Consider the following 24,303-nt stretch of genomic DNA (forward strand, 5'->3'; position numbering starts at 1 on the left):
CTCACCGGTCAGGGGCGGGTATTCGCCGTCAACCGCCGAGCGGGCCGGCCCGGCGGCCCGCGGTCACGGGGTGACCAGCGCCGCCCGGGACCGGTCGGCGGCGATCCGTACGGCAAGCCCGGCCAGCACCGTGCCCATCACCCAGCGCTGCGCCCGCAGCCAGGGTTCTTCCTTCCGCACCCTACGCCCCCGAGCCACAGCCCGAGCCCGACCGGATAGGCGTCGCCGACCGCCCTGAGGAGGGGCACCGGCACGTGCGGCGGCGCACCTGACGCGCCGCTTTCGTCGGATTCGTCCGGCCTTGGACAGGGGGGTACACGCAGCGCTGGCCGGACGGTTACGGTGTGTCCATCGTGGTCGGCCCCTGATGCTCGGCTGTCTCCCGACGAACCTGCTGGTGGAGCCGTCCGCCACCGGCCTGCACCGGAGGATCCGCTATGAGTGACCCGAGTGCCGCTTCCATTGTCAGCACCCCCCGTCCCGAGCAGCCGAGCGAGATCGGGACGCCGACCGCCGGCCCGCCGGAGTCCGCGCGAGCGCAGCACAAGCCCCGTGGCCTGCTCGGCGACGCGTGGCGTGACCTGCGCCGCAAGCCGCTGTTCTGGATCTCCGCCGCGTTCATCCTGGTCTTCGTGCTGATGGCGGCGTTCCCGTGGCTGTTCACCTCCGGCGACCCGGTGAACGGCTCCCTGGCGCGTAGCCGGGAGGAGCCGTCGGCGGCCGCCTGGTTCGGCTACGACGTGCAGGGCCGCGACGTGTACGCCCGGACGATCTACGGCGCCCGCGCCTCGATCCTCGTGGCGCTGCTGTCCACCATGGGCACCCTGCTGATCGGCGGCGCGATGGGCATCGTCGCCGGCTACCAGGGCGGCTGGATCGACGGTCTGCTCTCCCGCATCGCGGACATCTTCTTCGGCCTGCCCTTCGTGCTCGGCGCGATCGTCATCCTGACCACCTTCAACGGCTCCGGCAGCGACAACAACGAGTGGCAGATCATGGGGCTGGTCATCCTCTCGCTGGTGGTCCTCATGTGGCCGGTGGTGATGCGACTGATGCGCTCGTCCGTGCTGGCCACCAAGGAGGCCGACTACATCCTCGCCGCCCGCGCGCTGGGCGCCAGCACGAGCCGGATCATCCTCAAGCACCTGCTGCCGAACTGCCTCGCGCCGCTGCTGGTGTACGGGACGATCATGGTCGGGTCGTTCATCGGCGCCGAGGCCACCCTGTCCTTCCTGGGCATCGGGCTGAAGACCCCCGTCGTGTCGTGGGGCATCATGATCAGTGAGGCCCAGAACTACATCCGGGTCTCGCCCCACCTGCTCTTCTTCCCCGCCGCGTTCCTCGTCGCCGCCGTGCTCAGCTTCGTGATGCTCGGCGAAGCGGTCCGCGAGGCCCTCGACCCGAAACTGCGCTGATCTGCTCACCACCCGGCGCGGAGGAGCGCCGCCGCGGCGACCAGCCGGGTCTCGACGAGGCCGACGAAAATATCGACGTCCAGGCAGAGGATCAGCCTGAAGGTCAGTCGGGTGTCGACGTCGTCGCCGAAGGGCTACCAGCGAAGGACCGACATTCCGGCGCGGAAGAGTCTCGCCAGGGCCGCGATGGCGGGCGACACTACCGGGGTGTCGATCGAGCTACGCGCCGCGCCCACCCCCACCGCGCCCGGTCTGCTGCTGCGGCCGTGGCGGGACGACGACGTCGACGACCTGCTGGCGGCCTACCGGGACCCGGTGCTGCGCAGCTGGACCCGGTACCCGGTCAGCACCCCCGCCGACGCCCGCGCGTTCCTGCGCCGCAGCCGGCAGGGCTGGTCGGCCGGCCGCCGGTTCAGCTTCGCGGTGGTCGAGCCGTCGCCCGAGGGGCCGCGGCTGGTGGCGAACGTGATCCTCAAGGAGATCACCCCCGGGCGGCCCTACGCCGAGGTGGGCTACTGGACCGCGGCTCCGGCCCGCGGGCGGGGGGTGGCGCCCCGCGCGGTCGCCGCCGTCACCGAGTGGGCGTTCGCCCGGTTCGCCGCCGGCGGGCTGACCCGGCTGGAGCTGCTGCACCAGGTGGACAACGCCGCCTCCTGCCGGGTGGCGGAGAAGAGCGGGTACGTCTTCCAGGAGGTGCTGCCGGCCCGGCCGCCGTTCCCCCGCGACGGGCACCGGCACGTGCGCTGGCGGGGCTGACCCCGCCGCCCCGTCCGCCGGCTCGCGCCGACGCCGGCGCTCACTCCTCGCCGACGGTCTCGGTCTCCCCGTCGTGCATGAACTGGACGGGTAGGTGCTCGTCCGGTTGCGGTGCCTGCTCCAGGTGGTGGTGGGGATCCCCGTCGGTGGAGAAGAGCACGTCGTCGGTCTTGTGGCTCTTCTCGCGGTTTTCTTCCGGATCTGTCACGTCCACTCCTCCCGGATGCCGCACCGACCGTGAACGGTTCTGCCTGCTCAGGTCAGCCTTCTGCCACCCACCCTAGGCCCGTCGGGCGGCCGTGGCAGGGGTTCGGCGAGGCGGTCACCGGCCGGCGAGCAGGAGCACCGCTGCGACGACCAGCCCGGCCTCGACGAGGACGATGAAGACCCGGTCGCTGATCCGGCCGACGACCCGGCGGCCCGCCCACGCGCCAGCCAGGGTGGCCGGGGTGAGCGCCGCGCCCAGCACCAGGACGTCCCGCCCGATCAGGCCGGCGGTGGCGTACCCGACGGTCTTGGCCAGGTGCAGGCTGAGCGCGGCGGCGGCCTCGGTGCCCACGTACGCGGCTCGGGTGAGGCCATAGGCCAGGAAGAACGGGGCGGTCAGCGGGCCGACCGAGCCCAGCAGCGCGGACCCGAGCCCGGACGCCGCGCCGACCGCCACGAAGGTGCGCTCGGTGGGGCGCGCCGGCCGCGCTCCGATGCGCCGCCACACCACCACGGCGAGCAGGAAGACCCCGAGCAGCCGCTTCAGCGCGGCCAGCGGGGCGTGGGCGAGCAGCAGCGCGCCGGTCACCGCGAAGGGCACCGCCCCGGCGGCGAACCGGCCGGCGAGGGGCCAGCACAGCTCCCGGCGGTTCAGCCAGACCCGGGCGCCGTTGCTGGCGAGCTGGGTGAGGGTGAGCACCGGCACCGCCACCCGTAGGCCGAACAGTGCGGTGAAGACCGGCAGCAGCAGCACGCCGCCGCCGAAGCCGGTCACCGCCGACAGCAGGGCCAGCAGGAACGCCGCCGCCGAGGCGGCCAGCAGCGTGCCCACCGGCGTCTCAGCGGTCGACCGGCGCGGCGCCGGCCGACCCCCGGTGCGGCCCGTCGGCCGGTCCGTCGGTCGGCTCGTCGGTCGGGTCGGCGGGCGCCGGGCCGAGCAGGCGCAGCAGCAGACGCGGCTCACCCGGCCAGGCGTCGAGCAGCACCTGCCGGGGTACCTGCCGGCCGGCGTACCGCAGGGCCAGGGCGACCACGACGATGTCGTCGAGCGGGCCGATGACCGGCAGGAACTCGGGGATCAGGTCGATCGGGCTGGCCAGCCAGAGGCCCGCGACGACGATGGCGATCTTGGCGCGGCGGGGCACCCGCGGGTCCCGGCGCAGCCGGCGCACCGTGGTCAGGCAGTCGGGGATGAACGCGGCCAGGTCGCGCAGGATGCCCGGCGGGAGGCGCCGGGCGAGCAGCACCAGCAGGGCCCAGCTCGCCAGCAGACAGGCCAGCGCCACGCCGAGCCAGATCAGCCAGTCGCGCACGCGGGGGTCCTTTCGCCGGAAACGGGCCACCGAGGAATGTACGCCGGGCCGCCCGGACCCGCCCGGCGCACGGCACGGCGGGGAATGCCCGGCCGCCCGCCGGCGCTGAAACCCTCCACGGAGAGCGGATACCGTGGACGCGGGAGGTGACGGCGGTGACGACTGGCTGGGAGGCGGCGGTCGAGGCGCAGATCCGCACGGCTCAGGAGCGCGGCGAGTTCGACAACCTGCCCGGGACGGGCAAGCCGATCCCGGGCCGGGACCTGCCGTACGACGAGTCGTGGTGGATCAAGAGTTTCCTGGAGCGCGAGGCGCTCCCCACCGACCTGCTGCTGCCGACCCCGTTGCAGCTGCGCCGCCGCGTCGAGCAGGTCCCCGACGAGGTGCGGGACCTGCCCACGGAGGAGTCGGTGCGCGCCTTCGTCGCCGACCTGAACGCGCAGATCGTGGCCTGGCTGCGGACGCCCACCGGCCCGAAGGTGGTGGTGCGACCGGTCAACGCCGACGACACCGTACGCCGGTGGCGGGCCGACCGGGAGCGGAGGGCGGCCCCACCGGTGGCCGCGGCCGCGGCGGAGCCGCCGCGCGCGGCGCCGAACGCCCGGCGGCGGCGCTGGCGCCTGCCGTGGCGGCGTCGTTGACGCCGCACCGCGAGTCAGCCGAGCCGCTCCCGGTCGGTCGCGACGCGCTGCGCGGTGCGCGCGAAGGAGACGATCTCGGGCGGCGACGCCTGCCGGCGGCAGCCGATGGCGGGCAGGTCGGCGAGCCGCCGGACCGAACGCGGCGAACACACCGGCTCCGATCATCGATCCCAGCCCGATGACCACCGCATTTGGCGGTGCCCAACCGCCGCGCCAAGTGGCCCGTGGCGGCTCGCGTGGCCTGGTCCGATCCCCGGTACGTCACGGGGCTGCGGCTCGGACGCCACCGTCCACCTCCTCAACACGCGGCTACTTCATCAAATGGGTTTGATGTAATCTGCTGTTCGTGGCGTCGTCGAATCAAGCCACCCCGGCGTTTGTGCGCTTGGCCGCCCATCCGCTGCGATGGCGGCTGCTGACCGAACTCGCGGACAGCGACTACCGGGTCCGGGAGTTGGTGACGCTGGTGGGTGAGCCGCAGAACCTGGTCTCGTACCACCTGCGGCTGCTGCGTGACGGCGGGCTGGTCACCGCCACGCGCAGCAGCTTCGACGGCCGCGACAGCTACTACCACCTGGATCTGGACCGCTGCACAGTTGCGCTGGCCGATACCGGCGCCGCGCTGCACCCGGCACTGCGCCGGGAGCCTGCACCGCGCATACCCCCGGTGGACCTGCGGCGCTCGCCCCGCGTCGGCGTGCTGTTCGTGTGCACCGGCAACAGCGCCCGCTCACCGATCGCCGACGCCCTGCTACGCCACCGCACCGGCGGCCAGGTCGAGGTGACCAGCGCCGGCAGCCGGCCCAGGCCCCGCCTTCATCCCAACGCCGTACGGGTGCTGCACGACGAGTTCGGCATCAACATCACCGGCCAGCGCCCCCGGCACTTGGACACGGTGACCGGCCGCCGGCTCGACTACGTGATCAGCCTGTGCGACAAGGCCCGCGAGGCCTGCCCTGACTTTCCGGACCATCCCCGGCGGGTGCACTGGAGCATCCCCGACCCCACCACGGCCGGCGACACCGACCAGGCCAGCTACCCCGCCTTCCAGCACACCGCGGCCGACATCGACACCCGCATCAGACACCTGCTGCCGGTCCTCACCGTCACCCGCGCTTGAAGGAGATTCAGCCGTGACAGCACCCGACCAGTACGCCAGCGTCCGCTACCTCGTTGATGACGTCCAGACGGCCGTCGACTTCTACACCACCCATCTCGGCTTCACCCTGAACACCAGCGCCGCGCCCGCCTTCGCCGACGTGGTACGCGGCCCGCTGCGGCTGCTGCTGTCCGGGCCAGCCAGCTCGGGCGCCCGCGCCACCCCCGACGACGCCACCACCGCCGGACGCAACCGCGTCCATCTGATCGTCGACGACCTGGATGCCGAGATCGACCGACTGCGCAGCACAGGACTGTCGTTTCGCAGCGACGTGGTTGCCGGCCCCGGCGGACGCCAAATCCTGCTCACCGACCCCGCCGGCAACCTCATCGAACTGTTCCAACCCGCCCACCGGCCGGCCACACCCTGATCAGAGGACACAGCGCCGCCTCGCCGCCGGCCGCACGGCCGGCGGAATCGTCGTCGAGATCGCCTGAACCCGGGCACGACGGGCCGGGGCTCACCGGTCAGCGGATCGCCGCCTGCCAGCTCCAGCTCGTGCGCCGGGGTCGGTCGCCGAGCGCGGCCCGGCCGGTCATCCAGAGCAGCACCTCCGGCGCGTCGCCGGTGGGCGCCTCGGGGAAGAGCCGGCGCAGCACCCCGGCGCAGAGCTGTGGCGGCGGCCGCCAGGTCACACCGAGGCCGCAGGTGATGTCGTACGTGTGCAGGACAGTCTCGGCGACGCCCATCGCGGCGAACCCGCCCGGGTCGCAGGGTCCCCAGTGCCAGGCGCGGGTCTGCGGGGGAGCGGTGTCGACCGCGGCGGCGAGCAGCCCCGCGCTCGCGGTGACCACGGTGAGCACGTCCGCCGGGGTGGCGTCGTCGCTCACCCGCAGGTCGAACGGCAGGTAACGGGCGTCGGGGCGGCCGGTCACCTGGCCGGCGTAGGCGAGCAGGTCGTGCGCGACGTGGGCGGCGGTGGTCCAGCAGGACCAGTCCAGGTCTCCGGCGGCGACCGACCAGTCCTGCTCGCACGCCGGGTGCAGCACCCGGGTCATCTCGTCCGCCGCCGCCCGGACATCCGCCCCGTCCATCCCCACCATGTCGCCGACCCTGCCAGGAAACCCTCCCACCGTCGACTCGAGTGATTAACGAATAAGCAATACCAGTAATCCGGCAACCCGATCCGACATAAGGCACATAACGCCACTGCACCATAATGACAGTTCTTGTGCGTAAGGACTCAGGCTGGTGTTGGCGCGGAAATGCGACGCCACCTGGCCCGCCTCGTGCTCGCTGTTGAACGCCAGCCGCTCTTCATTGGCCGGTGACGCAGGCGTTCAGTAGGGACGACACCGTCCTTCAGCGCGCGCGTCACCGATCTTCGGTGGTTCGAAACGATCGTTTCCTAGACAAGATCAAGGCAGGGCCCCGCCTGCCGGTCAGGGCTGTCCAACAAACCCGTCCAGAAAGTCGGAGTGTCCAACAAGCCGATCACGGGTTTGTCGGACACCCTGAACCCGCATGACCACTTCCACCTCCGCTCCGGACGATCCGCTCGCGCCGGCCCCGTTGTCCGGGGCGCTCGTTGGCTACGGCCGGGTGTCGACCCGGGAGCAGAACCTCGCTCGCCAGGAGACGGCGTTGACCGCGGCCGGCTGCGCGCGTTGCTTCTTCGACAAGGCCTCGGGCAAGAACGCCGACCGGCCGGAGCTGGCCCGCATGTTCGACTACGTCCGCCCCGGCGACGCCCTGACCGTGGTGTCCCTCGATCGTCTCGGCCGCTCCCTGGAAGACCTCATCGCGATCGTCGGCCGGCTCAAGCGCCAGGGCGTGGGATTCCTGTCGCTGCACGAGAAGCTGGACACCACCACCGCCGGCGGCATGTTCGTCTTCCACATCTTCGCTGCCCTGGCCGAGTTCATCCGCACCATCATCGTGGCGAACACCAACGAAGGCCTGGCCGCCGCCCGCGCCCGCGGGCAACGACTCGGCCGGCCGCCGGCGATGACCCCCGAGAAACTCGCCTACGCCCGCCAACTGCTCGCAGAGCCGGACCGCTCGATCAGCGCGATCGCCAAGCTCGTCGGCGTGTCCCGCAGCACGATCTACAAAGCGCTGCCCGAGCTGCTCCCGCCGCAGCTGGCGCAGCATCGCCTCGCCGCGCAGATCGCCGCACTTCGCGCCGACACCCGGCCCACGCCCGACCTGGCCGAGGACGACCGTCTGCTGAAGACTTCGCAGGCGTTCCCGACAACGTGATCCCTTTCTGCCGACTCAAAACCTGAGACCGGCAGGCCACGGGCGGCGAGCCGTGGCGGCCACGGACAGCGACGCGGCGGTTCAGGTTAGCGGTAGACCCGTCACCTACCTGTTCCAGCGGCTGGTGCCCAGCACGGCGGCAGATGCCACCCAGCCCTGCCGTTCGATCGGGCCATCAATTTCAACGACGCTCGCTGTCAGAGCCGAGCCCAAGATCGTGATAACTGAGGGTGACTGTCTTGGTGCCGGAGCCGCCACGCGCATCGCGGTAGATCCGGATACCGAAACGCGGCAGTGGCCGTGGCATCAAGCGACGCAGAACTCGTTGCCCTCGGGGTCCTCCATGACGACGTGGCCGAGCACGTCGCCGTACCACTCCTCGCGGATCACCGTCGCGCCGGCGGCGACCAACTCGGGGACTTTCTGCCGGATCAGTCGGGCGCGCTCGACCATGTCCCAGGGGCCTGGACCGGCCACCCGAACATCGATATGCATGCGATTCTTGCTGGACTTGCCCTCGGGCACCTTCAGGAAACTAATGGCGGGGCCCCGGCCATCCGGGTCGACGATGGACGCGTTATCGGGCTCGTCGAAACCGGATTCCTTGACATAGCCGAGGGCCAGCGCCCAGAAAGCAGCGATCCGCTGCGGATGGTCGGCATCGCATCCCAAGGTCCAAAAAGTCGCCATGGCGCCAACGTACGGGGGCTGCGACCTGCTGTCATCGGCAGATCCGTACCCGCGAGCCGCGAGCGGTCACGTAACCCTGTGTAGCGCGCGGATCGCGGCAGAAGCGGATGCTCGGTTCGCCCGTCGGCGCGGAAGGGGTAGCGGTGCGCCATTAGTCTTTGCTGCCCGGAGTGGGTCCCTTATTCGCGTCCGACCCAGGTGGCGACGCAGGCCTCATTGCCCTCGGCGTCGGCCAGGATCCACCACATCGGCGCGTGCGCGTCGGAGACTAGGCGGCCGCCCGCAGCCAAGGCGGCGGCGATGCGGGCCTCAGCCTGATCGTGTGGGACGGCGACATCGAGGTGCAGGCGGTTGCGTTGTGGGCGCGCCGCATCCATGTGCTGCAAACCGAAGCCGGGGCCGCGACGCGCTGGGTCGAACAGGTAGTCCTCGCCGAGCTGGCGATAACCGAGCAGCGCTCGCCAGAACGGCAGCACATCCGCACCGACGAGCGCGTCAAGGGTGACGTTGATGAGCTGCACGGCGCTCGGGTCGGCCGGGATGTCCAGTTGCTTGGCCGCGGCCGATATCCGCCGGGCCAGCGCGATGTGGCGCACTCCCAGGCTCACGGTAACGCCGGCGCGACGCAGGTCGATAGTGAGGTACTGCTGTTCGTGCTCGTCGGCGAGCCGGCCGATCTCAGCGACGAGCTCGATGCCTTTGTCCAACGAGCCGGTCGGGAAATAGGCCGAGACCACATGGTAGAGGCAGCGCCAGTCCTCGACACCGTCGGCCGCGTGGAACTGCCCAGCCGTGATCTGTCCAGTCATGCAGGCGAACCTAACATCGAAGGCAAGACGGACGCCCAGCCAACGGCGACCTCGTTCTCCCGGACGAGATCATCCCGCGATGTGGCGTCGATCCGGCATCAGGCGACACAGAACTTGTTGCCCTCGGTGTCTTGCATGACGACATGACCAAGGACGTCGCCATACCACTCGTCACGGACGACCCTCGCGCCCGCGGCGACCAACTTCGGCACCCGTTGCCGGATCAGTCGGGCGCGAACTGCCGGTCGGGGCGATCGGTGCACTCATCTCGGCAGTTCGGGCACCGACCACTCGTTCGCTGTTACTTCCCGTAGCGAGCGATCAGCGGCAGATCCGCGCATGCAGACCTCGCTGCGGCATGCCTTTCTTCGGGGCATCCAGGGTGCAACGGCGACTGGAACCGCTTCTTTTCACCGATACAACGGCTGCTCCATGGTGGGATCGGCAGAGACCACGTCGAGGAGCGGGTCAGCGATGAGCTGGTTGACCAGCAGCGCACCGCCACCGATCCCGGCCCAGTGCGGATCGACGTCCAGGGCAACGCACCAGGCGTGATCGGCAGGCCAGACGAACGCCGGTTCCACCGCATCGAGCCGGCACTGCCCCGGCCACGCCTCGGCGGTGTCCCACGTGCCGATCTCGGCCAGTGGCCCACGGAACAGCCAATACGCGCGGTGGGGCACCTCCACCTTCGGCGCCTGCAGGACTGAGGGCGAGGCACCGGACGTCGGTGCCAGTCCCGGCCGGGCGGCTGCCCGCCCGATCTGGTCCTCCAAGTTGTCGACGCCCGCGTACGCGGCATCGTCGTCGGTGACAGGCCCGGCGTTGGCGAAGCCTTCCCAGACACAGAAGTAGCAGTCGTCCGGGGTGGTGGTGCAGGCCGCCAGTAGCTCGAACAGCCTCGGCAGCTGATCTGTGCGCCAGTCCTCGGCCTCCACGTCGTTCTCGCTTTGGCCCGGGCGTACCGGATCAGGCAAGAGCCGAAGCCGCGCGTAGGCGTCCAAGCCGGCAGGGCCGAAGCACACCAGCTGCTGCCACGGCAGGGTGGTGTGGACGATCCAGTCGGCGGCCGCCAAGTCCGAGCAGAAGGTGAGAGTCACCGTCCAGTTCTATCGCCAAACCCGTTCGGCCGCATCAACCACGCCAGGCATCCCGCGTCGAGGAGCCGCGTGACGGCCGCCGCAGCATCAGCAGCCGAAACCTGGCACGAGAGGCACACTCCCGGCTCAGGCCCACTGCCCGCGGGCCGAACCTGTTGGACTCGCCACTGGAGTGCACTCAATTCGCACGACCGCGCGCCGAGCACCGCCCAGCGTCCGTCGCACCGTGACGCCCGGTCGGCGGCAGATCCGGATACCGGGTGTGGCGTCGAAAACGCGTTTGCCCGATTTCTCAGCTACTTCGTCAGCAACGGGGAGTCGCTGTTCCCGGAGAGCGACGCGCGGGTGCGCGCGACGGTCGAGGCCATCGCCTCCCGCCGCGCGGGCGAAGGGCCGACGACGTACTGCTGCGAGCGCTACCCACGGCGGGCGACGCCAGCGACGGCATGGCCGGCCGCCTCGCAGGCCTGCGCGGCCGCGCTGACTGGAGCCTTCATCGGCACCGTGAGCACCGCCCTACAGGTCCCGCTCGACCAGCCCGGCCACACTCCACACGGCCCTGCACGAAGCCGTCGACTTGGCGCTCAAACTGTTGCTTGCCAACGTTCGTTCAACAGGTGGTAGAGGAGATGGTCCTGCCACTCGCCGGCGATCTGCAGGTACGCCGGTCCCACCGCGAACGGCTTGAACCCGTTCCGTGTCAGTACCCGCTGCGACGCCGTGTTGTGCAGCAAGGTCTCTGCTTGGAGCCGATGCAGACGGAGCTCCTCGAACGCGATGACGACCGCATCGGCCACAGCGGCTACGGCGAATCCTCGACCGTTGTGCGAGCTGCTCACCCAGTAACCGAGGCTGGCGGACTGGAACGCGCCCCGAGTGATGCCGTTGAGGTTGAGCAGACCGATCAGCTGCCCATCGTCGTCGAGGATGACGAGCGGGACCGCCGTTCCCCGGCCGTACGCGTCAAGCGCATCGGCCAAGTTGGCGCGCTGGGCGTCCACAGAGAAGAAGCTGTCATCGCGGGCCGGCATCCACGGGGCGAGAAAGTCCCGGTTCGACCGTAGCTGTTCGGTCAACGCCTCGGCGTCCGCCACCGAAGCTAGACGGGTAACCGGCATGTCTTCCTTCTCCATCCTGATCACGCCATTCCGGTGATCACCGTATCAGTGCACTTGAAGGTGTCCGACAGGCCGGCCCCTGGGTTCCCATCCTCGTGGCGGGCGGCAATCTCACAAGATCCAGTGCGCTCATCTCGGCAGATCCGGTCGTTCAGCGACTGGTGAGCCGGCGCCCTGATCGCGGCGGAAGCGCGCGAATCGGCGCCTATGCGCCTCGCTGGTCCGGCATGGTTCTGCCGGTGGGTCTGGCTGAAATTGCGCTTCCCAGTCCATGACGTGCGTGCTATTCCGTAGGCACAGCATTGCCCTGCCCACGGAGTGCGACATGACGACCCAGTTGCGTGACCTCCTGGTCGAGACGCTGCAGGCCGGTCGGGTGGACGGCCTGCACGCCGCCGTGGCGGTCCGCGGTGGCCAGACTCTGCTGGAGTACTACGGCGCAGGTGAGGACTTCGCCTGGGGCACTTCGCTGGGCACCGTGGAGTTTGGGCCCGAGACGTTGCATGACGTGCGGTCGGTTACCAAGAGCGTGACCGCTTTGCTGTATGGCATCGCGCTCGGCGAGGGCCGGGTCCCGCACCCCGCAGAGCCGCTGCTGCGCCAGTTCCGGGAGTACTCCGATCTGGCGGCCGATCCCGAACGGGCCCGGCTCACCGTCGAGCATGCGCTGATGATGTCGCTGGGGCTGGAATGGCGCGAAGACATCCCGTACAACAGCCCGGCAAACGCCGAGATCGCGATGGAACTGGCGCCGGACCGGTACCGGTACGTGCTGGAGCGGCCGATCTTGCAGCCACCCGGTGCCCGGTGGAGCTACTGCGGAGGCGCCACGGCGCTGCTCGGCCGGCTGATCGCCGACGGGACTGGGCGGCCGCTGCCGCAGTATGGCCGAGCGGCGCTGTTCGAGCCGCTGGGCATCCACAGCTTCGAATGGATGGCCGGCGCGGACGGGGTGGCCTCCGCCGCGTCCGGGCTGCGGCTCGCACCGCGCGACCTGGCCAGGCTCGGCGAGCTGGTGCTTGCGGAGGGAGCGTGGGACGGTCGCCAGATCGTCCCCGCCAGCTGGATCCGCGCGATGCTCCAGCCCCGCCTGCATACCGACTGGGGCGCTCGATACGGCTACCACTGGTACCTCGAGACCATCGCGGGCCATCGACTGGTGGCCGGCATGGGCAACGGCGGCCAACGCCTTATCGTCCTGCCTGACCTTGACCTCAGCGTGGCCATCACCGCCGGCAACTACGACAACCCCGACCAGTGGCGGACCCCGGTGACGCTGCTGGAGCAAGTCATCTTCCCCGCGACGAGGTAACGGCGCACGGCAGGCCGGCCAATGGTCGGCGTGCAACTGGACGTCGACTGTCGAGCCCGCCCGCCGCGTTGGAAAGTACGACCATCTCCGAAGAAGCCACTCGGCAGATGCGGTTGAGACAGTCCGGTACCAGCAGAAAGAAAATCCGCGCCACACGTCGAACGACGTCCTCTCATCGGCATCACCGCGCGATCAGCGGCAGATGTGCGCACCCGATCATGCCAAGGCAACGGCGTCGCCCGCTGGCCGCGAACGCGACGAGCCATACCCACGCGATCGCCATGACAGCGTCTTGTGCCCTACTGCGACCCCACCGGTGGGGGCTGTCGTTGCCCGCCGTGTCGACCTGTCCGGGCACGCCTGAAGGGTGCCGGGAGAGATCTGGACATCCCGGCGGATGCGGCCCTGCCACGCTCAGGCCCTCGCTGGGCCCGACGCCTTGATCCCGCGCCTTAGCGTGGCAGGGTGGCAGCACCCCGCATGGCACCGCCGTCGGAGATGAGCCGCCGGCTGACGTTCCTGTTCGCGTTGGCGGCGGGAGCGGCCATCGGCAACCTGTACTGGGCGCAGCCGCTGCTCGGCTTCATCGCAGGCGATCTACGCGCCGCGACCGCGACGGCCGGCTGGCTCGTCACCGCGACGCAGGTCGGGTACGCCGTCGGCGTGCTGCTGCTCGTGCCGCTCGGCGACGTCCTGGACCGCCGCCGGTTCGTCCCGGTGATGCTGCTGACCTCGGCCGCCGCACTGCTGCTGTGCGCGCTGGCGCCGTCGATCGGCGTACTCCTCCTCGCACTGGGCGTGCTCGGCGTGACGACGATTTCCGGGCAGGTCCTCACGCCGCTCGCCGGGGACCTGACCGGCGACGCCCACCGCGGTCGGATCGTCGGCGCCGTCGGGTCCGGGACCCTCACCGGTATCTTGGCCTCCCGCACGATCAGCGGGTTCGTCGCCGGCGCCGCCGGGTGGCGTACGATCTTCGCCCTCGCCGCGGTCGTCGCCGTCCTGCTCGCGGTCCTGCTCTATCGCGCGATTCCACCGCTGGCACCGCGGACGCGCATGCCGTACCCGGCGCTCATCGCCTCGGTCGGCGCGGTGGTCATGCGCGAGCGGGCGGCCCGATGGACGCTGGTCCTGGCCGCCATCGGGTTCGCCGCGTTCTCGTTGGTCTGGACGGCGTTGACGTTCCTGCTCAGCGGCCCGCCGTTCCGGTACCCGGTACCGGTGATCGGGTTGTTCGGGTTGGCCGGCCTCGCCGGTGTCCTCGCCGTCCAGCACGCCGGTCGTCTGCATGACCGAGGTTGGTCGCTTCCGGCCACGGGCGTGGCATGGGTACTGGCCCTCGGCGCCTTCGTCGTCGCGGCGTTCGCCGGCCGGTCCGTCGTGCTCGTCGTCATCGTCATCATCGTGATCGATGTTGCCCTCCAGGCGCAGGCCCTCCTCAACCGGGCGCGGCTGTTCGCCCTCTCCCACGAGGCCCGCAGCCGGCTCAACACGGCGCTAGCCACCGGCAACTTCATCGGCGCTGCTATCGGCTCCGCCGCCGCGACCACGCTCTGGTCCGCGGGCGGCTGGACAGCGGTCACGATCACGGGAACGGCGCTCTGCTGCTTCGCGCTCACCGTGTGGGCGCTGGGACGTCGTGGTCCACTCGTGATCCGCTCCGCCGTGACGGAACGCGATGTAACGCAGGAGCCGATACGCCAGCCCGGGCAGCGACACCCCTCGGCCTCGTGTGGGCTCGCGCCTCCGCGACGGCCAGCGCACAACGACTAACCCGCTCCCTGGCCGCGTCACAGAACTCGGGCCAACCGAGGTGGATCATCGGAAAGAGGATGAACCGAAGAGGGTCTCCCGGCACTCCAAGCGGATGACCGCACTGCGCACACCCATGCCGGTGACCTCGATGATCTGCACCGCGACCCCTGACTGACCGCTGCCCGGCAATCATTTCGCCGCCGGGATTTCCTCCAGCCGTAGCTTTAGGACCTGCTCGTGGTTGAACAACTGTCCTGTGGGTTGGAACCCGTACCGCTGGTAGAAGCCCATCGGCGAGCCCTCTCCCGGAACCACGCTCGTCACCAACACATCCGCGCCCGGACGGTTCTTCACATACGCGACCACACAATCCATGGCCGCGCGACCGTAGCCGCGGCCTTGGAAACGCGCGTCGATCAGCAGCCGCCAGAGGTAGTAGCGCCAAGGTATGTGCGGACTACCAGGGGGAACGTCATCGCCGAGCATCACGAAGCCCACCGGGGCCTCTCCCGAGTAGACGGCCCGGTACCACGGCCTGGCGTGCGGAGTGGCTGCTGCTTCGACAAGCGATTGCCCGACGCCGTCAACGAATGCCTCTTGCCCCGCCGCTACTCGCAAGCCCTCGATAGACATACGATTGCTCTCCGTGATCACACGCAGCGTCACCGGTTCAGACGCCTCAGGCGTGCGACGGTCCGCCGAGTTCATGACTTCATCATCGCGCATCCGCACCCTGCTATGAGACCACCCGACCGACTCACGTCCCACGGCTGAACATCCTCAATTCGGCATGTGCGTATGCCGGCCGAGTCAGCACTTCGTGACGCGGCGTAGCGCGCGGATCGCGGCAGAAGAGCGCACCTGATCTTGGATCCGGCCGCGCCGTATCGATGTCAGCGGTTGCGTGGGGTTACCAGGCCGGATTCGTAGGCGAGGACCACGAGTTGGGCGCGGTCCCGGGCATGGAGCTTGGCCATGGCCCGGTTGATGTGGGTTTTTGCGGTCATTGGGCTGATCACCATGCGTTCGGCGATCTGGTCGTTGGACAGGCCCTGCGCGACCAGGGCGACGGACTCGCGTTCGCGGTTGGTCAGTCCTTTCAGCCCCGTGTCGGCGCGTGTGTGGAGCGGCTCGGTGACGTACCGGTCGATCAGCTTGCGGGTGATCGACGGTGCGAGCAGCGCGTCGCCCCGCGCGGCGACGCGCACGGCGTGAAGGAAGTCTTCTGGCACGATGTCTTTGACGAGGAACCCGGCGGCGCCGGCGCGCAGCGCGTCGAACACGTGTTCGTCTAGGCCGTAGTTGGTCAGGATGACGACGTGCACCATCGCCAGGGTCGGGTCCGCGGCGATGCGCCGGGTCGCCTCGATGCCGTCCATGACGGGCATCTGGATGTCGATGAGCGCGATGTCCGGCTGGTGTTCCTTGATGAGCGCCAGGCCCTGTTGCCCGTCGGTGGCCTCGGCCACCACCTCGATGTCATCTTCGACGTCGAGGAGCGCGCGGAAGCCGCTGCGAAGCAGCGGCTGGTCGTCGACCAGCAGGACACGGATCATGACGTTCGGCCCACCGGGAGTTCAGCTTGGACGGTGAAACCGCCCTCGCCGCGCGGTTCCGCGCGCAAGCGACCGCCGAGGGCGGTGACTCGTTCGCGCATCCCGAGCAGCCCGACGCCGGGCATCGGGGCGGTGGCCGGCGTGGCCTTGCCGTCGTCATCGACCCGGATCGCGAGGGCGTCGGGACGGTAGTCGATCCGGACCGACGCGGTAGCGGCGGCGGCGTGACGGGTGATGTTGGTGAGCGACTCCTGAACGATCCGGTAAGCGGTGCGGTCCACCGCGGCCGGCACATCGTGTCGTTGTCCTTCGATCGTCAGCGTCGCGTCCAGGCCGGTCGCACGGGCCCGTTGCACCAGTTCCGGGACGTGGTCGAGCCCGTGCGGCGGGGTTGTGTCGTCGTCGCGCAGCGCCTCCAGGGTCGCTCGCAGTTCCCGGGTCGCCTCACGACCGGCCTCCCGGATCGCCAGCAGGGCCTCCGGCACCTGTTCACCACGCTTGCGGGCCAGGTGCACGGCGACTTCGGCCTGCACCTTGATGACGGAGATCTGGTGGGTGAGCGAATCGTGCAGCTCCCGTGCGATGTGCAGCCGCTCCTCGTTGGCGCGGCGCCGCGCGGTCTCCTCCCGGGTGCGCTCGGCCTCATCCGCCCGGCGCTCGGCCTGCCGCAGCGCTTCACCCGCCGCACCGGCGGCGATCAGCCAGGCCAGCTCGAGGACACCTCGGGCCTGCGCGAACGCCTCGCCCGTGTCGTGCAGGCCCGAGGCCAGGGCCGCGAGGGGGAGAGCGGCCAGCATGATCACGCTCGCCGCCACCGTGATAGTGCGGTGTCCCGCCCGCACGGCGGCGTACACCGCGAACAGGTACGCGACGGCAGGCACGTCGAAACCGGCCGCCTGGTAACCCACCGCGCACAGCCCGGTGACGGCCAGGACCGGAACCGGCGCCCAGCGGCGCGCGGCCAGCGCTAGGCCGCCGGCCACCAACAACGCGTAGCCGAGCAGGTCGAGGTTGGTGGCGGAGTGCTGCCCGGATAGCCCGGTGACCAGCAGGATCGCCGCCACGCCGGCGGCGATCGCCCAGTCTCTGACACCGATCCGTCCCCTGCTCATGCGCGCACCCTAACCGGTTGTCTGCCCGGGCGACTCGTGCGCGCGGATGATCGGCCGCCTACCGCACACGCGGTACCTTCCCGGCTTCTGCGGCATCCGCGGCAGCCGGATGCGCCGCTTGCGGCAGCGCGAATTACCTACGTCCGCAGGACGACTGGCAGTGCGCCCGGCGACATGATCAGACGACATCCAAACTTCCGAAATGAGACGCGCGAAAGGTGGAGGGACATGAGTTCATCGGGAGCCCTGACGTCAGTCCGACGTGTGCTTGTCATCGCCGGAGCCGTGCTTGTGCTTGTCATCGCCGGAGCCATCCTGCTCGGGACTTTCGGGCTTGTCGGACCGCCGGACGTGCAGGTCGAGGCCCAGCCGCTCGTCGCCAACGATGCTTACGCCTTGACCACCGGGCGACTCTTGAGCGCCGTGGGCGCATTGGTGGCGCTGGCCGGCATGGCCATCGGTGGGCTGGCTCTGGCCCGCTCCGCTGGTCGTATCGGCAGCGGTAACGGGAAAAAGGGGGCCATCATTGCCCTCGTGGCGGGCGTGATCGGCATTGTCCTTGGCGGGTACGTGGTGGCCGCGGCCGAGGGTGGTGCCGGCACCGGCTACGGAATAGTTGGTGGCTTCGCATCTCTGGTGTTTGGGCTGATCGCCACGGCCCTCGGCGGGCTGGCTCTGGCCCGCTCCCGCCGCACCGTCTGATCGGCTGACCGCAGCGAATACGAGCGCGCGTTCGGGTCTACCTGAAGACCGCCGCACCAAGCTCCAGCGCGCCGTACGCGTCCGTCCCAGCCTCATGCTCGGGTAGCTGCCCTCAGCCGCAGACCTACCGGCGAGCGCCCATTCAGCAGGCATTCAGTCGCGCAACGTTACATGACACTTGGTAGCAGCTTCCTTCACGGCACCCCAACTCGGGAAGGAGAACGATGCGACACACCATCTCGATCTGGCGAACACTCGCTGCCGGCCTCGCCGGAGGCATCGCGTTCGTGCTAGGCACGTTCGTCACATTCCGCCTGCTCGGCGGTTCGCGCTTAGGCGCGGAAGGGTTGTTGTTCGACCCCGACACCCAGCATCCCAAGGTCATCACCGTGTGGAAGGAACTGGAGCCACTTCCACGGATTCTGGAGAATCCGCTGACTATCCTCGGCGGGATGCTCGCGTTCGGGATCGGCTACGCCTTCGTCTACCGGTCCATCGCTCCTGCGTGGACGACGGGCCTGCACAGCAGGGCATGGCGGCTCGGCCTCATCGTGTGGCTGGGCACCGTGTTCGCCGAGTTCATGGGCCCATTCAACGTGCTGCACCAGCCACTGAACCTCAGTGTCCTGGCCTGGGCGATGTGGGCGGTATGCGCCTTCGCCGAGGCGTATGCGCTGGTGTTCGTCTTGGACCGCGGCCTGTCTAAGGGCCGTGAACAAGGCGAACACGGCCCCGCGCATCGCTCCACCGCGACCGAATCCCATGCCTGACGCCAACCGGTGGAGACGCCAATGAACATCACTACTGTGTTCGACTCGACGGGCCGCACCGGCCGCCACATCCTCAACCTAGGAGTGCGCCGCGGCCACCGCATCACCGCCTTCACCCACTGGCCGAGCCGTTCCAGGGTGAGGAGGGGGCTATGACGCGTCCAGAAAGGGTGCTCGTCACTGGTGGTACCGGCGTGCTGGGTCGCGAGCTGGTACGTCGGCTACAGGATCAGGCCGAGGTGCGGGTGTTGAGCCGTCGCCGATCTCAGGGCCTTGGGTTCGTCCAGGGTGATCTCGAGACCGGCGAGGGCCTGGCTGCAGCGGTCGAGGATGTGGAGGCGATCGCCCACTGCGCGAGTGCGGCCGACTACCGGCGACCGCAACGGGACGTGACCCAGCTCCGGAAGCTCCTCGACGCGACAGGTGGAGCGCGGCCGCACCTGGTGTATGTCTCGATCGTCGGAGTGGACCGGGTTCGGTTCGGGTTCTTCCAGGCCAAGCTAGACACCGAGCGGCTCGTCGAAGACTCCGGCCTGCCATGGACGATCCTGCGGGCCACCGAGTTCCATGATCTGATGCTGATGTTTTTGACGCGACTCTCCAACGGTCCGGCCGCCGTGGTGCCGCGGAAGTCACTGCTTCAGCCAGTCGACGTGGGCGATGTCGCGGAGCGAATGGCCGAACTCGTCATGGGGCCTGCGGCAGGCCGCGTTCGCGAGCTCGGCGGGCCGAAGGTCGAGTCGATGGCGGACCTGATGCGCGCCTATCTCGCCGATGCACAGCGCCGCCGCCCAGTCATCAAGATCCCCCTCTGGGGCAGGCTGGGCGCGGGGTTCGGCGTGGGCGGCCACCTGCTCACCGATGGTGACCGCGGCACGGTCACCTTCGCCGACTACCTACACGCGCGTAGTGACGGTGACGGCCTCCTCGACCAACCCTACCGCTAAAAGCGTGGGACCTGCTGCAGGAAGGTAGCGTGTCATAAGGGCTATGGCTCCGCCAGTCCACCGTACCGGGCGATACATCTAGTACCGTTTCGTATTGGTTCGGGAGTCTTACCCTGGTTGCAAACCCTAGGTGGGGATCGATGAGATCGACCGCCGGTGCGGCAGGTCCTTAAGCAGCCTTGCGACCGCACCACAGGCCGGTCTGCCGCCCCAGAGCACTATCAACATACTGCTGTTGCTTGTCGCTTCTATGGCGGGCGATATCTTCGCTAGAGCAACGATCTACTACATACTCATCTCGGCAGAAGCGGATACGCCATACGGTCGGTGCCGGCTCACTGGTAAGGGAACGTCACGAGCCGCTCGCCTGTAACCTGTGGCTCTTCGCTGAATCCGCTGGCCGGCTCGCGGGCGGTTGAAGGCTCGGACGTGCCTTCGCCATCTACACGACGCTGGGCACGTTGAGCGGGTCTGTCGCTGATCTTGTGACGGCTGCCGACGGTGGTGATCATCTGCGCCGTGCCTGCGCGATTCCTGAAGAGGGTCCTTTCTCATCTGTCCAACGTGGTTGTCGAAGTGGTCGATTGGTCAGCTGGCTCGATCCTGGTGCGTGGGCGCTCCCGCGCTCGCCGGGGGCGTCAGCGTCCGGTGCGGCAGCGTGGGACCGATCCGGACAACGACCTGCCAGCCCCCTGGCCGTTCCTGGCCAGCGCCACGTCGAGGAACGCCCCGACGCCGACCCGCGCGGCCTTCGCCAGGTGGGCGATCAGCAGCAGTCGACACCGGGCGTTCTCCGGTTCGCCGGGCACGTCCGCGGCGGGCGGTCGGTGGCCACCAGGAAGGAGCGCGGCCAGCAGCCCCCGGTTCACCTGGGGCAACCAGTGCGCGGAGCGGTCGACATGCGCCGCCAGGAGCGGCCAGCGGTCGGGCCCGTCCGGGTCGAGCTCCTCGGCCAGCAGTCCCGCGGTGTCCTTGAGGACCTGGTGCGCCCATGGGTGGGGCAGCCGTGACAGGCGGTCGATCGCGTTCTCGAAACCCTTGCGATCCGCCTGGTCGACCGCGCGGACCCCGGCCACCACGGCGTTCCACAGCTCCTGCTCCGCCGGTGTTGGCGGGTTCCACATCACCGTTTCCTCTCACTCGGGGGACTGGTAGCGGTTGCGTCGCTCCGCTTCGGCGGGGTGGCCGGCACGGGCCCCGTAGGAGGGCGAGACCCGTGCCGGCCACGGTGATCACCCCAATCACCGGCTTCCGCCGACGGCGGCTCGGCCGGGTCGTGTCCGGCCGGGCCGCCGTCGGCGTCGTACCGCGGCGGACAGCCCGGTATTGATCGAGCGCGTCCTGATGAGCGCACGCGAAAGTTCCTGTGTCGGGGCGTTCGTGATACTGAGTTAGTTATACGACAAATCGCACAGGTTATGACTATTTCTCGCGGTCTGGACGGATATTTGTTCTTCCTGGTCAGCGAAGGGCGGTCACCTCCTGCCGCCCGGGAGGTCGTCGACGGCTGACTGACCTGCCGAATGCAGTCTGCGGATCCCGCCGGCTCGTTCGCCCAGGGCGGGGCCAGGGCAGGACGCGGGGTGGGCGCCGGGCGCTGGGGTCCTCGATCCACCCGAGGTCAGCACCAGGCCGGTGACCACCAGGTAGCCCAGCTTGCCGATCCGCCAGACCCCCCATCAGGTCACCGACGGCGAAGCAGACCGCGATGGCGGCGTTGTGCCAGAGGTAGATGCCCCCAGGCATCCTGCGAGACGGAACAGTCGTGCGTCGAGCGGCGAAACAGGACAAAAAACGACGGCGCCACCTCCGGGCCCGGCAGTCAGCGCCGCGACAGTGGAGTCGTATCCGACCCTGGGGTGCCTGATCCCGGTCGCCCCGCGGAGGCCGACGGGCCGCGACCGTGCGTGGCTCTCGCCGTGGCGACCTCGGCCGCCCGACGGACCCGCCAGCGCCGCTGGGCCTCCCGGTTGCACGTCCGGCACACCCGGCGGTAGCGCCCGGTCACCTCGTCGAGCTCCCGGTCGTGGCCGTTGCGGCACCGCGCTTCCTGCCGCCGGTCCCGGCAGGTCTCCGCGCGGCCGACCTGACGCAGGTGGGTGGACTCGATGCAGTCCCGGGCGGCGCAGCGGTGGTCGACGTCCAGCGCCGGGTCGTAGCCGCCGACGAAGACCGCGTACGCAGCGATGTGCGCCCACGCCCGCCCGGCGACCTTCTGGTGGACGTCGCGGCGGCGGCCGTACCCGCGCACGATCAGGCAGCCGTCGTCGCGGCGCTCGGAGCGGGCGAGCAGGTAGGCGCGCAGGCTCTCCTCAGTGAAGTGCCGGGACAGGCCCTTCACCCTCGACAGCATTGCGTCACTGTATGCGGCCCGACTCTCGCCGGCGCGTTCAGCCGCCGGCGGGACCTTGCGGAGCGGGGCCGGTCGAATCGCGTACTACCAGGGTGTGGCCGGTGGGACGGGGGCGCGTCGCGCGGGGCTTGAGCGCGAGGGTGAGCGCCATCCGGCCCATGTCGGTCATCGACAGTCGTACGGTCGCCGACAGGGTCCAGTTCCGCGAACGTGCCCGGCCCCGACGCCGCCAACTCCCGACACAACTCCTGATAACCGGACAGGGGTACATCCCGGCGGCGACGCCGCCACGCGTTCACCTCCAACACACACGCCCACACGTCACCGGCCGAGCGCAGCAGCCCGAAGCACCGCCGCCGCTGCCCGGGCGTCGTCACCCGCAATGCGACGCGCGCGGTGCGGTGCACGACCCGCGGCGCGGAAGGATCCCGACGGCGCGGCACGAACCGAAGCCAACACCAGCAGGCGATGACCCGGGCGGCTTCACGGCCCTACGACACTTTCCCAACCCCGACCAACCCGGCCAACGTTTGTGGACACGGCACTAGCCGCTCGCCGCCATCGAGAACGCCTCGCCGACCTCGGCGGACACCGCCTTCACCCCGGCGAGCGGCGACGGGATGACCAGCTCGACGTTGCGGTCGGCCAGCGTGCCGCGCCGGAAGTCACCCCTGCCATGCCAGTCGTTGGCGGACAGCTCGCGGGAGAGCGCGGCGAGCGCCGTGGTGTCCGACAGTCCGCCCCTGGCAGCCGGTCCCGCGTGGTCGACGATGGTGCAGAACGCCGAGAGGGTGCCGTCGAGATTGTCCACCAGCTCGATGATCCGGGACTGCTCGGGCCAGTCGATGTGCGCCGCCGTGTTGACCTCCCAGAAGCCGCCACCGACGACGGCGCCGGCCGGGCGGGCGTGGGGCAGCACCTCGTTGCGGTGGGTGTGCCCGTTGACCCAGAGGATCACATTGGGGTAGCGCAGCAGCAGGGCTCTTACCTGCGCACCACCGATCCGGTCACTGCCGGCGGGCACGTTGTCCATGCTGCCGACGGTGTGGTGGCTGAAGATGGCGACGTACTTGTCCGCCCGACCGGGGCGGGTGACCACCTCGCCCGACGGTGACAGCCAGCGGCTGCTCGCCGCCTGCAGTTGCCGCTCCAGCCAGGCGTACTGGGTGGGATCGATCGAGCCGTTCGGCCCGCCGGCGCTGTTCACCGTGTCCAGGACGATGCCGCGCACCCGGCCGGCGTCGAAGGTGTAGTACGCGGTGGTGTCGGCGACGTTCGTCTCCGTGAAGCCGTGACCGACGGGCGTGCCGCTGGTGACGAAGTGTTCGGCCACGGTGGTGGCCCGGTCCACGATGCGCCGGTCGGGGTCGGGAGTGACGAAACGGCGCCCGCCGGAGGAGAGCATCAACGCCACCGCGGCCGGGTCCTGGGCGAGCAGCCCGACGATGAACTGGATCTGCGCCGGGATCGGCGCCGCGAGGATCGACGGTGGCAGGCTGGTCAGCTTCAGCGGGCCGGTGGCCAGTTGACGCAGCAGCGGCGAAGCCGGCACGTTGCCCTGGACGAGGCCGTCGTGGTTGCCGTAGACGGCGTACCACGGCACACCGATCCCGGCCGCCTGGAACGAGGCTCGCGCGGCGTCGAGCAGGCCCGGTACGACGGGGAACCCGTGGACCGAGGTCGCCTGGCCGAAGCCGGTCTCCGGGTGCCAGTAGGACGGATCCGCCGCGACATCGTCCGCCACGCCCTCGTACCGGCTCGGGTCACCGGAGTCGGGCCGGACCGCGACACCGTCGAGCAGGTCGATGTACCAGCGCAGCTCGTTGTGCTGGCAGTTGTCGGTGTTGTCGCCGGTCACCACCGAGAACCGGAGCGGCGCGCCGGTGAACGGGCCGGCGTGCACCTGGCGCACCTGCCGGATCATGGCGTCGCCCACCTGGGCGCTGAGCAACTCCTGCGGCCGGTACGCGCTGGCCAGGTCGTCCAGTCCGGGCAGGCTGCCGTACCGGTCGAAGAACTCGAACCGCCCCGGCGACTGGGTGTCCAGCACGTGCACGTCGGTCAGCTGCGCGAAGCAGGTCAGCACCCGACCGGTGAAGCCGGCACGCTCGCGCGGGGATCCACCGAGGTCGGCCCGGACGAGGAACGGCTCGCCCTCGGCGAGCCGCAGCGTCGCGTAGCCGCCCGCGCCCGGTGCGCCCCGGACGATGGTCTGCTCCAGAGTGGTACCGGCGGTGGAGGGTGCGGGCAGCGCGAACGCGCGGCGGGACGGGAACTGGCCGAGGCCGACGGCGGCACCGCCGAGCATCCCCGCGAGTAGCGCTCTCCTGCTGAACGGCATCATGGCTCCATTCCGTCTCGGGGAGCTTCGATGCGCGCCGGGAGG

General features: G+C 69.8%; 28 protein-coding genes and 1 pseudogene. 11 read left to right on the plus strand and 18 right to left on the minus strand.

What is annotated here, in order from left to right; translation table 11 throughout:
• Window positions 1-63: 63 nt before the first annotated feature.
• Window positions 64-162: pseudogene (locus tag ACTWO6_RS17020) on the minus strand (LysE family translocator); the annotation flags it as partial.
• A gap of 275 nt (window positions 163-437) precedes the next feature.
• Here ACTWO6_RS17020 and ACTWO6_RS17025 point away from each other — a divergent pair.
• Both ACTWO6_RS17025 and ACTWO6_RS17030 read left to right on the plus strand, forming a co-directional pair.
• Complete coding sequence (locus ACTWO6_RS17025; protein ID WP_446214809.1) at window positions 438-1,415, plus strand: ABC transporter permease; 978 nt, start codon at window positions 438-440, stop codon at window positions 1,413-1,415.
• A gap of 207 nt (window positions 1,416-1,622) precedes the next feature.
• On the plus strand, window positions 1,623-2,171 hold the full coding sequence (locus ACTWO6_RS17030) for a GNAT family N-acetyltransferase (protein WP_446214810.1): 549 nt from the start codon (window positions 1,623-1,625) through the stop codon (window positions 2,169-2,171).
• Window positions 2,172-2,211: 40 nt separating this feature from the next.
• Here the strand turns inward: ACTWO6_RS17030 and ACTWO6_RS17035 are convergent, their stop codons facing one another.
• The 3 genes from ACTWO6_RS17035 to ACTWO6_RS17045 all read right to left on the minus strand — a co-directional run bounded on the left by ACTWO6_RS17035 (window position 2,212) and on the right by ACTWO6_RS17045 (window position 3,691).
• Window positions 2,212-2,379: a hypothetical protein gene (locus ACTWO6_RS17035; RefSeq protein WP_446214811.1), complete on the minus strand. Its 168-nt coding sequence runs from the start codon at window positions 2,377-2,379 to the stop codon at window positions 2,212-2,214.
• Window positions 2,380-2,493: 114 nt separating this feature from the next.
• Window positions 2,494-3,210: a sulfite exporter TauE/SafE family protein gene (locus tag ACTWO6_RS17040; RefSeq protein ID WP_446214812.1), complete on the minus strand. Its 717-nt coding sequence runs from the start codon at window positions 3,208-3,210 to the stop codon at window positions 2,494-2,496.
• Between the two features lie 7 nt (window positions 3,211-3,217).
• Entirely contained in the window at window positions 3,218-3,691 is a 474-nt protein-coding gene (locus ACTWO6_RS17045; protein ID WP_446214813.1) for a YkvA family protein, read from the minus strand.
• Between the two features lie 155 nt (window positions 3,692-3,846).
• Here ACTWO6_RS17045 and ACTWO6_RS17050 point away from each other — a divergent pair, with 155 nt between their 5' ends.
• Window positions 3,847-4,332: a DnaJ family domain-containing protein gene (locus ACTWO6_RS17050; protein ID WP_446214814.1), complete on the plus strand. Its 486-nt coding sequence runs from the start codon at window positions 3,847-3,849 to the stop codon at window positions 4,330-4,332.
• Window positions 4,333-4,346: 14 nt separating this feature from the next.
• On the opposite strand, the gene ACTWO6_RS17055 is transcribed toward ACTWO6_RS17050, so the two are convergent.
• A complete protein-coding gene (locus ACTWO6_RS17055; RefSeq protein WP_446214815.1) occupies window positions 4,347-4,484 on the minus strand; it encodes a hypothetical protein in 138 nt (45 codons plus the stop codon).
• Window positions 4,485-4,678: 194 nt separating this feature from the next.
• Here ACTWO6_RS17055 and ACTWO6_RS17060 point away from each other — a divergent pair, with 194 nt between their 5' ends.
• Window positions 4,679-5,452, plus strand: coding sequence for an arsenate reductase/protein-tyrosine-phosphatase family protein (locus tag ACTWO6_RS17060; RefSeq protein ID WP_446214816.1), 774 nt, complete (start codon window positions 4,679-4,681; stop codon window positions 5,450-5,452).
• 13 nt (window positions 5,453-5,465) lie between these two features.
• Window positions 5,466-5,861 carry a VOC family protein gene (locus ACTWO6_RS17065; protein ID WP_446214817.1) on the plus strand — a complete coding sequence of 132 codons (396 nt, stop codon included), beginning with the start codon at window positions 5,466-5,468 and terminating at the stop codon, window positions 5,859-5,861.
• Window positions 5,862-5,958: 97 nt separating this feature from the next.
• On the opposite strand, the gene ACTWO6_RS17070 is transcribed toward ACTWO6_RS17065, so the two are convergent.
• On the minus strand, window positions 5,959-6,525 hold the full coding sequence (locus tag ACTWO6_RS17070) for a maleylpyruvate isomerase N-terminal domain-containing protein (protein WP_446220687.1): 567 nt from the start codon (window positions 6,523-6,525) through the stop codon (window positions 5,959-5,961).
• A 550-nt stretch (window positions 6,526-7,075) separates the two neighbouring features.
• Between ACTWO6_RS17070 and ACTWO6_RS17075 the strand changes: the two genes are divergently transcribed.
• Window positions 7,076-7,693 (plus strand): recombinase family protein, encoded by a 618-nt coding sequence (locus ACTWO6_RS17075; protein ID WP_446214818.1) that lies wholly within the window; start codon window positions 7,076-7,078, stop codon window positions 7,691-7,693.
• Between the two features lie 306 nt (window positions 7,694-7,999).
• On the opposite strand, the gene ACTWO6_RS17080 is transcribed toward ACTWO6_RS17075, so the two are convergent.
• The 5 genes from ACTWO6_RS17080 to ACTWO6_RS17100 all read right to left on the minus strand — a co-directional run bounded on the left by ACTWO6_RS17080 (window position 8,000) and on the right by ACTWO6_RS17100 (window position 11,410).
• A complete protein-coding gene (locus ACTWO6_RS17080; RefSeq protein ID WP_446214819.1) occupies window positions 8,000-8,383 on the minus strand; it encodes a VOC family protein in 384 nt (127 codons plus the stop codon).
• A 179-nt stretch (window positions 8,384-8,562) separates the two neighbouring features.
• Window positions 8,563-9,192: a VOC family protein gene (locus ACTWO6_RS17085; RefSeq protein WP_446214820.1), complete on the minus strand. Its 630-nt coding sequence runs from the start codon at window positions 9,190-9,192 to the stop codon at window positions 8,563-8,565.
• Between the two features lie 98 nt (window positions 9,193-9,290).
• On the minus strand, window positions 9,291-9,455 hold the full coding sequence (locus ACTWO6_RS17090; protein WP_446214821.1) for a VOC family protein: 165 nt from the start codon (window positions 9,453-9,455) through the stop codon (window positions 9,291-9,293).
• Window positions 9,456-9,602: 147 nt separating this feature from the next.
• The gene (locus tag ACTWO6_RS17095; protein ID WP_446214822.1) at window positions 9,603-10,292 is read right to left on the minus strand and encodes a hypothetical protein; all 690 of its coding nucleotides are present in this window, start codon (window positions 10,290-10,292) and stop codon (window positions 9,603-9,605) included.
• 584 nt (window positions 10,293-10,876) lie between these two features.
• Window positions 10,877-11,410: a GNAT family N-acetyltransferase gene (locus tag ACTWO6_RS17100; protein ID WP_446220688.1), complete on the minus strand. Its 534-nt coding sequence runs from the start codon at window positions 11,408-11,410 to the stop codon at window positions 10,877-10,879.
• Between the two features lie 325 nt (window positions 11,411-11,735).
• Here ACTWO6_RS17100 and ACTWO6_RS17105 point away from each other — a divergent pair, with 325 nt between their 5' ends.
• Window positions 11,736-12,722 (plus strand): serine hydrolase domain-containing protein, encoded by a 987-nt coding sequence (locus ACTWO6_RS17105; RefSeq protein ID WP_446214823.1) that lies wholly within the window; start codon window positions 11,736-11,738, stop codon window positions 12,720-12,722.
• Window positions 12,723-13,187: 465 nt separating this feature from the next.
• The gene (locus ACTWO6_RS17110; RefSeq protein ID WP_446214824.1) at window positions 13,188-14,495 is read left to right on the plus strand and encodes an MFS transporter; all 1,308 of its coding nucleotides are present in this window, start codon (window positions 13,188-13,190) and stop codon (window positions 14,493-14,495) included.
• A 171-nt stretch (window positions 14,496-14,666) separates the two neighbouring features.
• Here ACTWO6_RS17110 and ACTWO6_RS17115 read toward each other — a convergent pair whose 3' ends face one another.
• The 3 genes from ACTWO6_RS17115 to ACTWO6_RS17125 all read right to left on the minus strand — a co-directional run bounded on the left by ACTWO6_RS17115 (window position 14,667) and on the right by ACTWO6_RS17125 (window position 17,145).
• A complete protein-coding gene (locus ACTWO6_RS17115) occupies window positions 14,667-15,203 on the minus strand; it encodes a GNAT family N-acetyltransferase (RefSeq protein ID WP_446214825.1) in 537 nt (178 codons plus the stop codon).
• 167 nt (window positions 15,204-15,370) lie between these two features.
• Window positions 15,371-16,033 carry a response regulator gene (locus tag ACTWO6_RS17120; protein WP_446214826.1) on the minus strand — a complete coding sequence of 221 codons (663 nt, stop codon included), beginning with the start codon at window positions 16,031-16,033 and terminating at the stop codon, window positions 15,371-15,373.
• Window positions 16,030-17,145 (minus strand): sensor histidine kinase, encoded by a 1,116-nt coding sequence (locus ACTWO6_RS17125; protein WP_446214827.1) that lies wholly within the window; start codon window positions 17,143-17,145, stop codon window positions 16,030-16,032. The genes ACTWO6_RS17120 and ACTWO6_RS17125 overlap by 4 nt, the downstream gene beginning before the upstream one ends.
• Before the next feature lie 228 nt (window positions 17,146-17,373).
• Here ACTWO6_RS17125 and ACTWO6_RS17130 point away from each other — a divergent pair, with 228 nt between their 5' ends.
• The 3 genes from ACTWO6_RS17130 (at window position 17,374) to ACTWO6_RS17140 (ending at window position 19,564) form a co-directional block, all read left to right on the plus strand.
• Entirely contained in the window at window positions 17,374-17,847 is a 474-nt protein-coding gene (locus tag ACTWO6_RS17130; protein ID WP_446214828.1) for a DUF6223 family protein, read from the plus strand.
• 224 nt (window positions 17,848-18,071) lie between these two features.
• On the plus strand, window positions 18,072-18,617 hold the full coding sequence (locus ACTWO6_RS17135) for a hypothetical protein (RefSeq protein WP_446214829.1): 546 nt from the start codon (window positions 18,072-18,074) through the stop codon (window positions 18,615-18,617).
• 152 nt (window positions 18,618-18,769) lie between these two features.
• Window positions 18,770-19,564, plus strand: coding sequence for an SDR family oxidoreductase (locus ACTWO6_RS17140; protein ID WP_446214830.1), 795 nt, complete (start codon window positions 18,770-18,772; stop codon window positions 19,562-19,564).
• A gap of 335 nt (window positions 19,565-19,899) precedes the next feature.
• Here the strand turns inward: ACTWO6_RS17140 and ACTWO6_RS17145 are convergent, their stop codons facing one another.
• The 4 genes from ACTWO6_RS17145 to ACTWO6_RS17160 form a co-directional block, all read right to left on the minus strand.
• Window positions 19,900-20,076: a hypothetical protein gene (locus ACTWO6_RS17145; RefSeq protein WP_446214831.1), complete on the minus strand. Its 177-nt coding sequence runs from the start codon at window positions 20,074-20,076 to the stop codon at window positions 19,900-19,902.
• 126 nt (window positions 20,077-20,202) lie between these two features.
• Window positions 20,203-20,688 (minus strand): hypothetical protein, encoded by a 486-nt coding sequence (locus ACTWO6_RS17150; protein WP_446214832.1) that lies wholly within the window; start codon window positions 20,686-20,688, stop codon window positions 20,203-20,205.
• 698 nt (window positions 20,689-21,386) lie between these two features.
• Window positions 21,387-21,917, minus strand: coding sequence for an HNH endonuclease (locus ACTWO6_RS17155; RefSeq protein WP_446214833.1), 531 nt, complete (start codon window positions 21,915-21,917; stop codon window positions 21,387-21,389).
• A 544-nt stretch (window positions 21,918-22,461) separates the two neighbouring features.
• A complete protein-coding gene (locus ACTWO6_RS17160) occupies window positions 22,462-24,258 on the minus strand; it encodes a TIGR03767 family metallophosphoesterase (RefSeq protein WP_446214834.1) in 1,797 nt (598 codons plus the stop codon).
• Window positions 24,259-24,303: the final 45 nt, after the last annotated feature.

Source organism: Micromonospora sp. IBHARD004, from assembly GCF_052814115.1.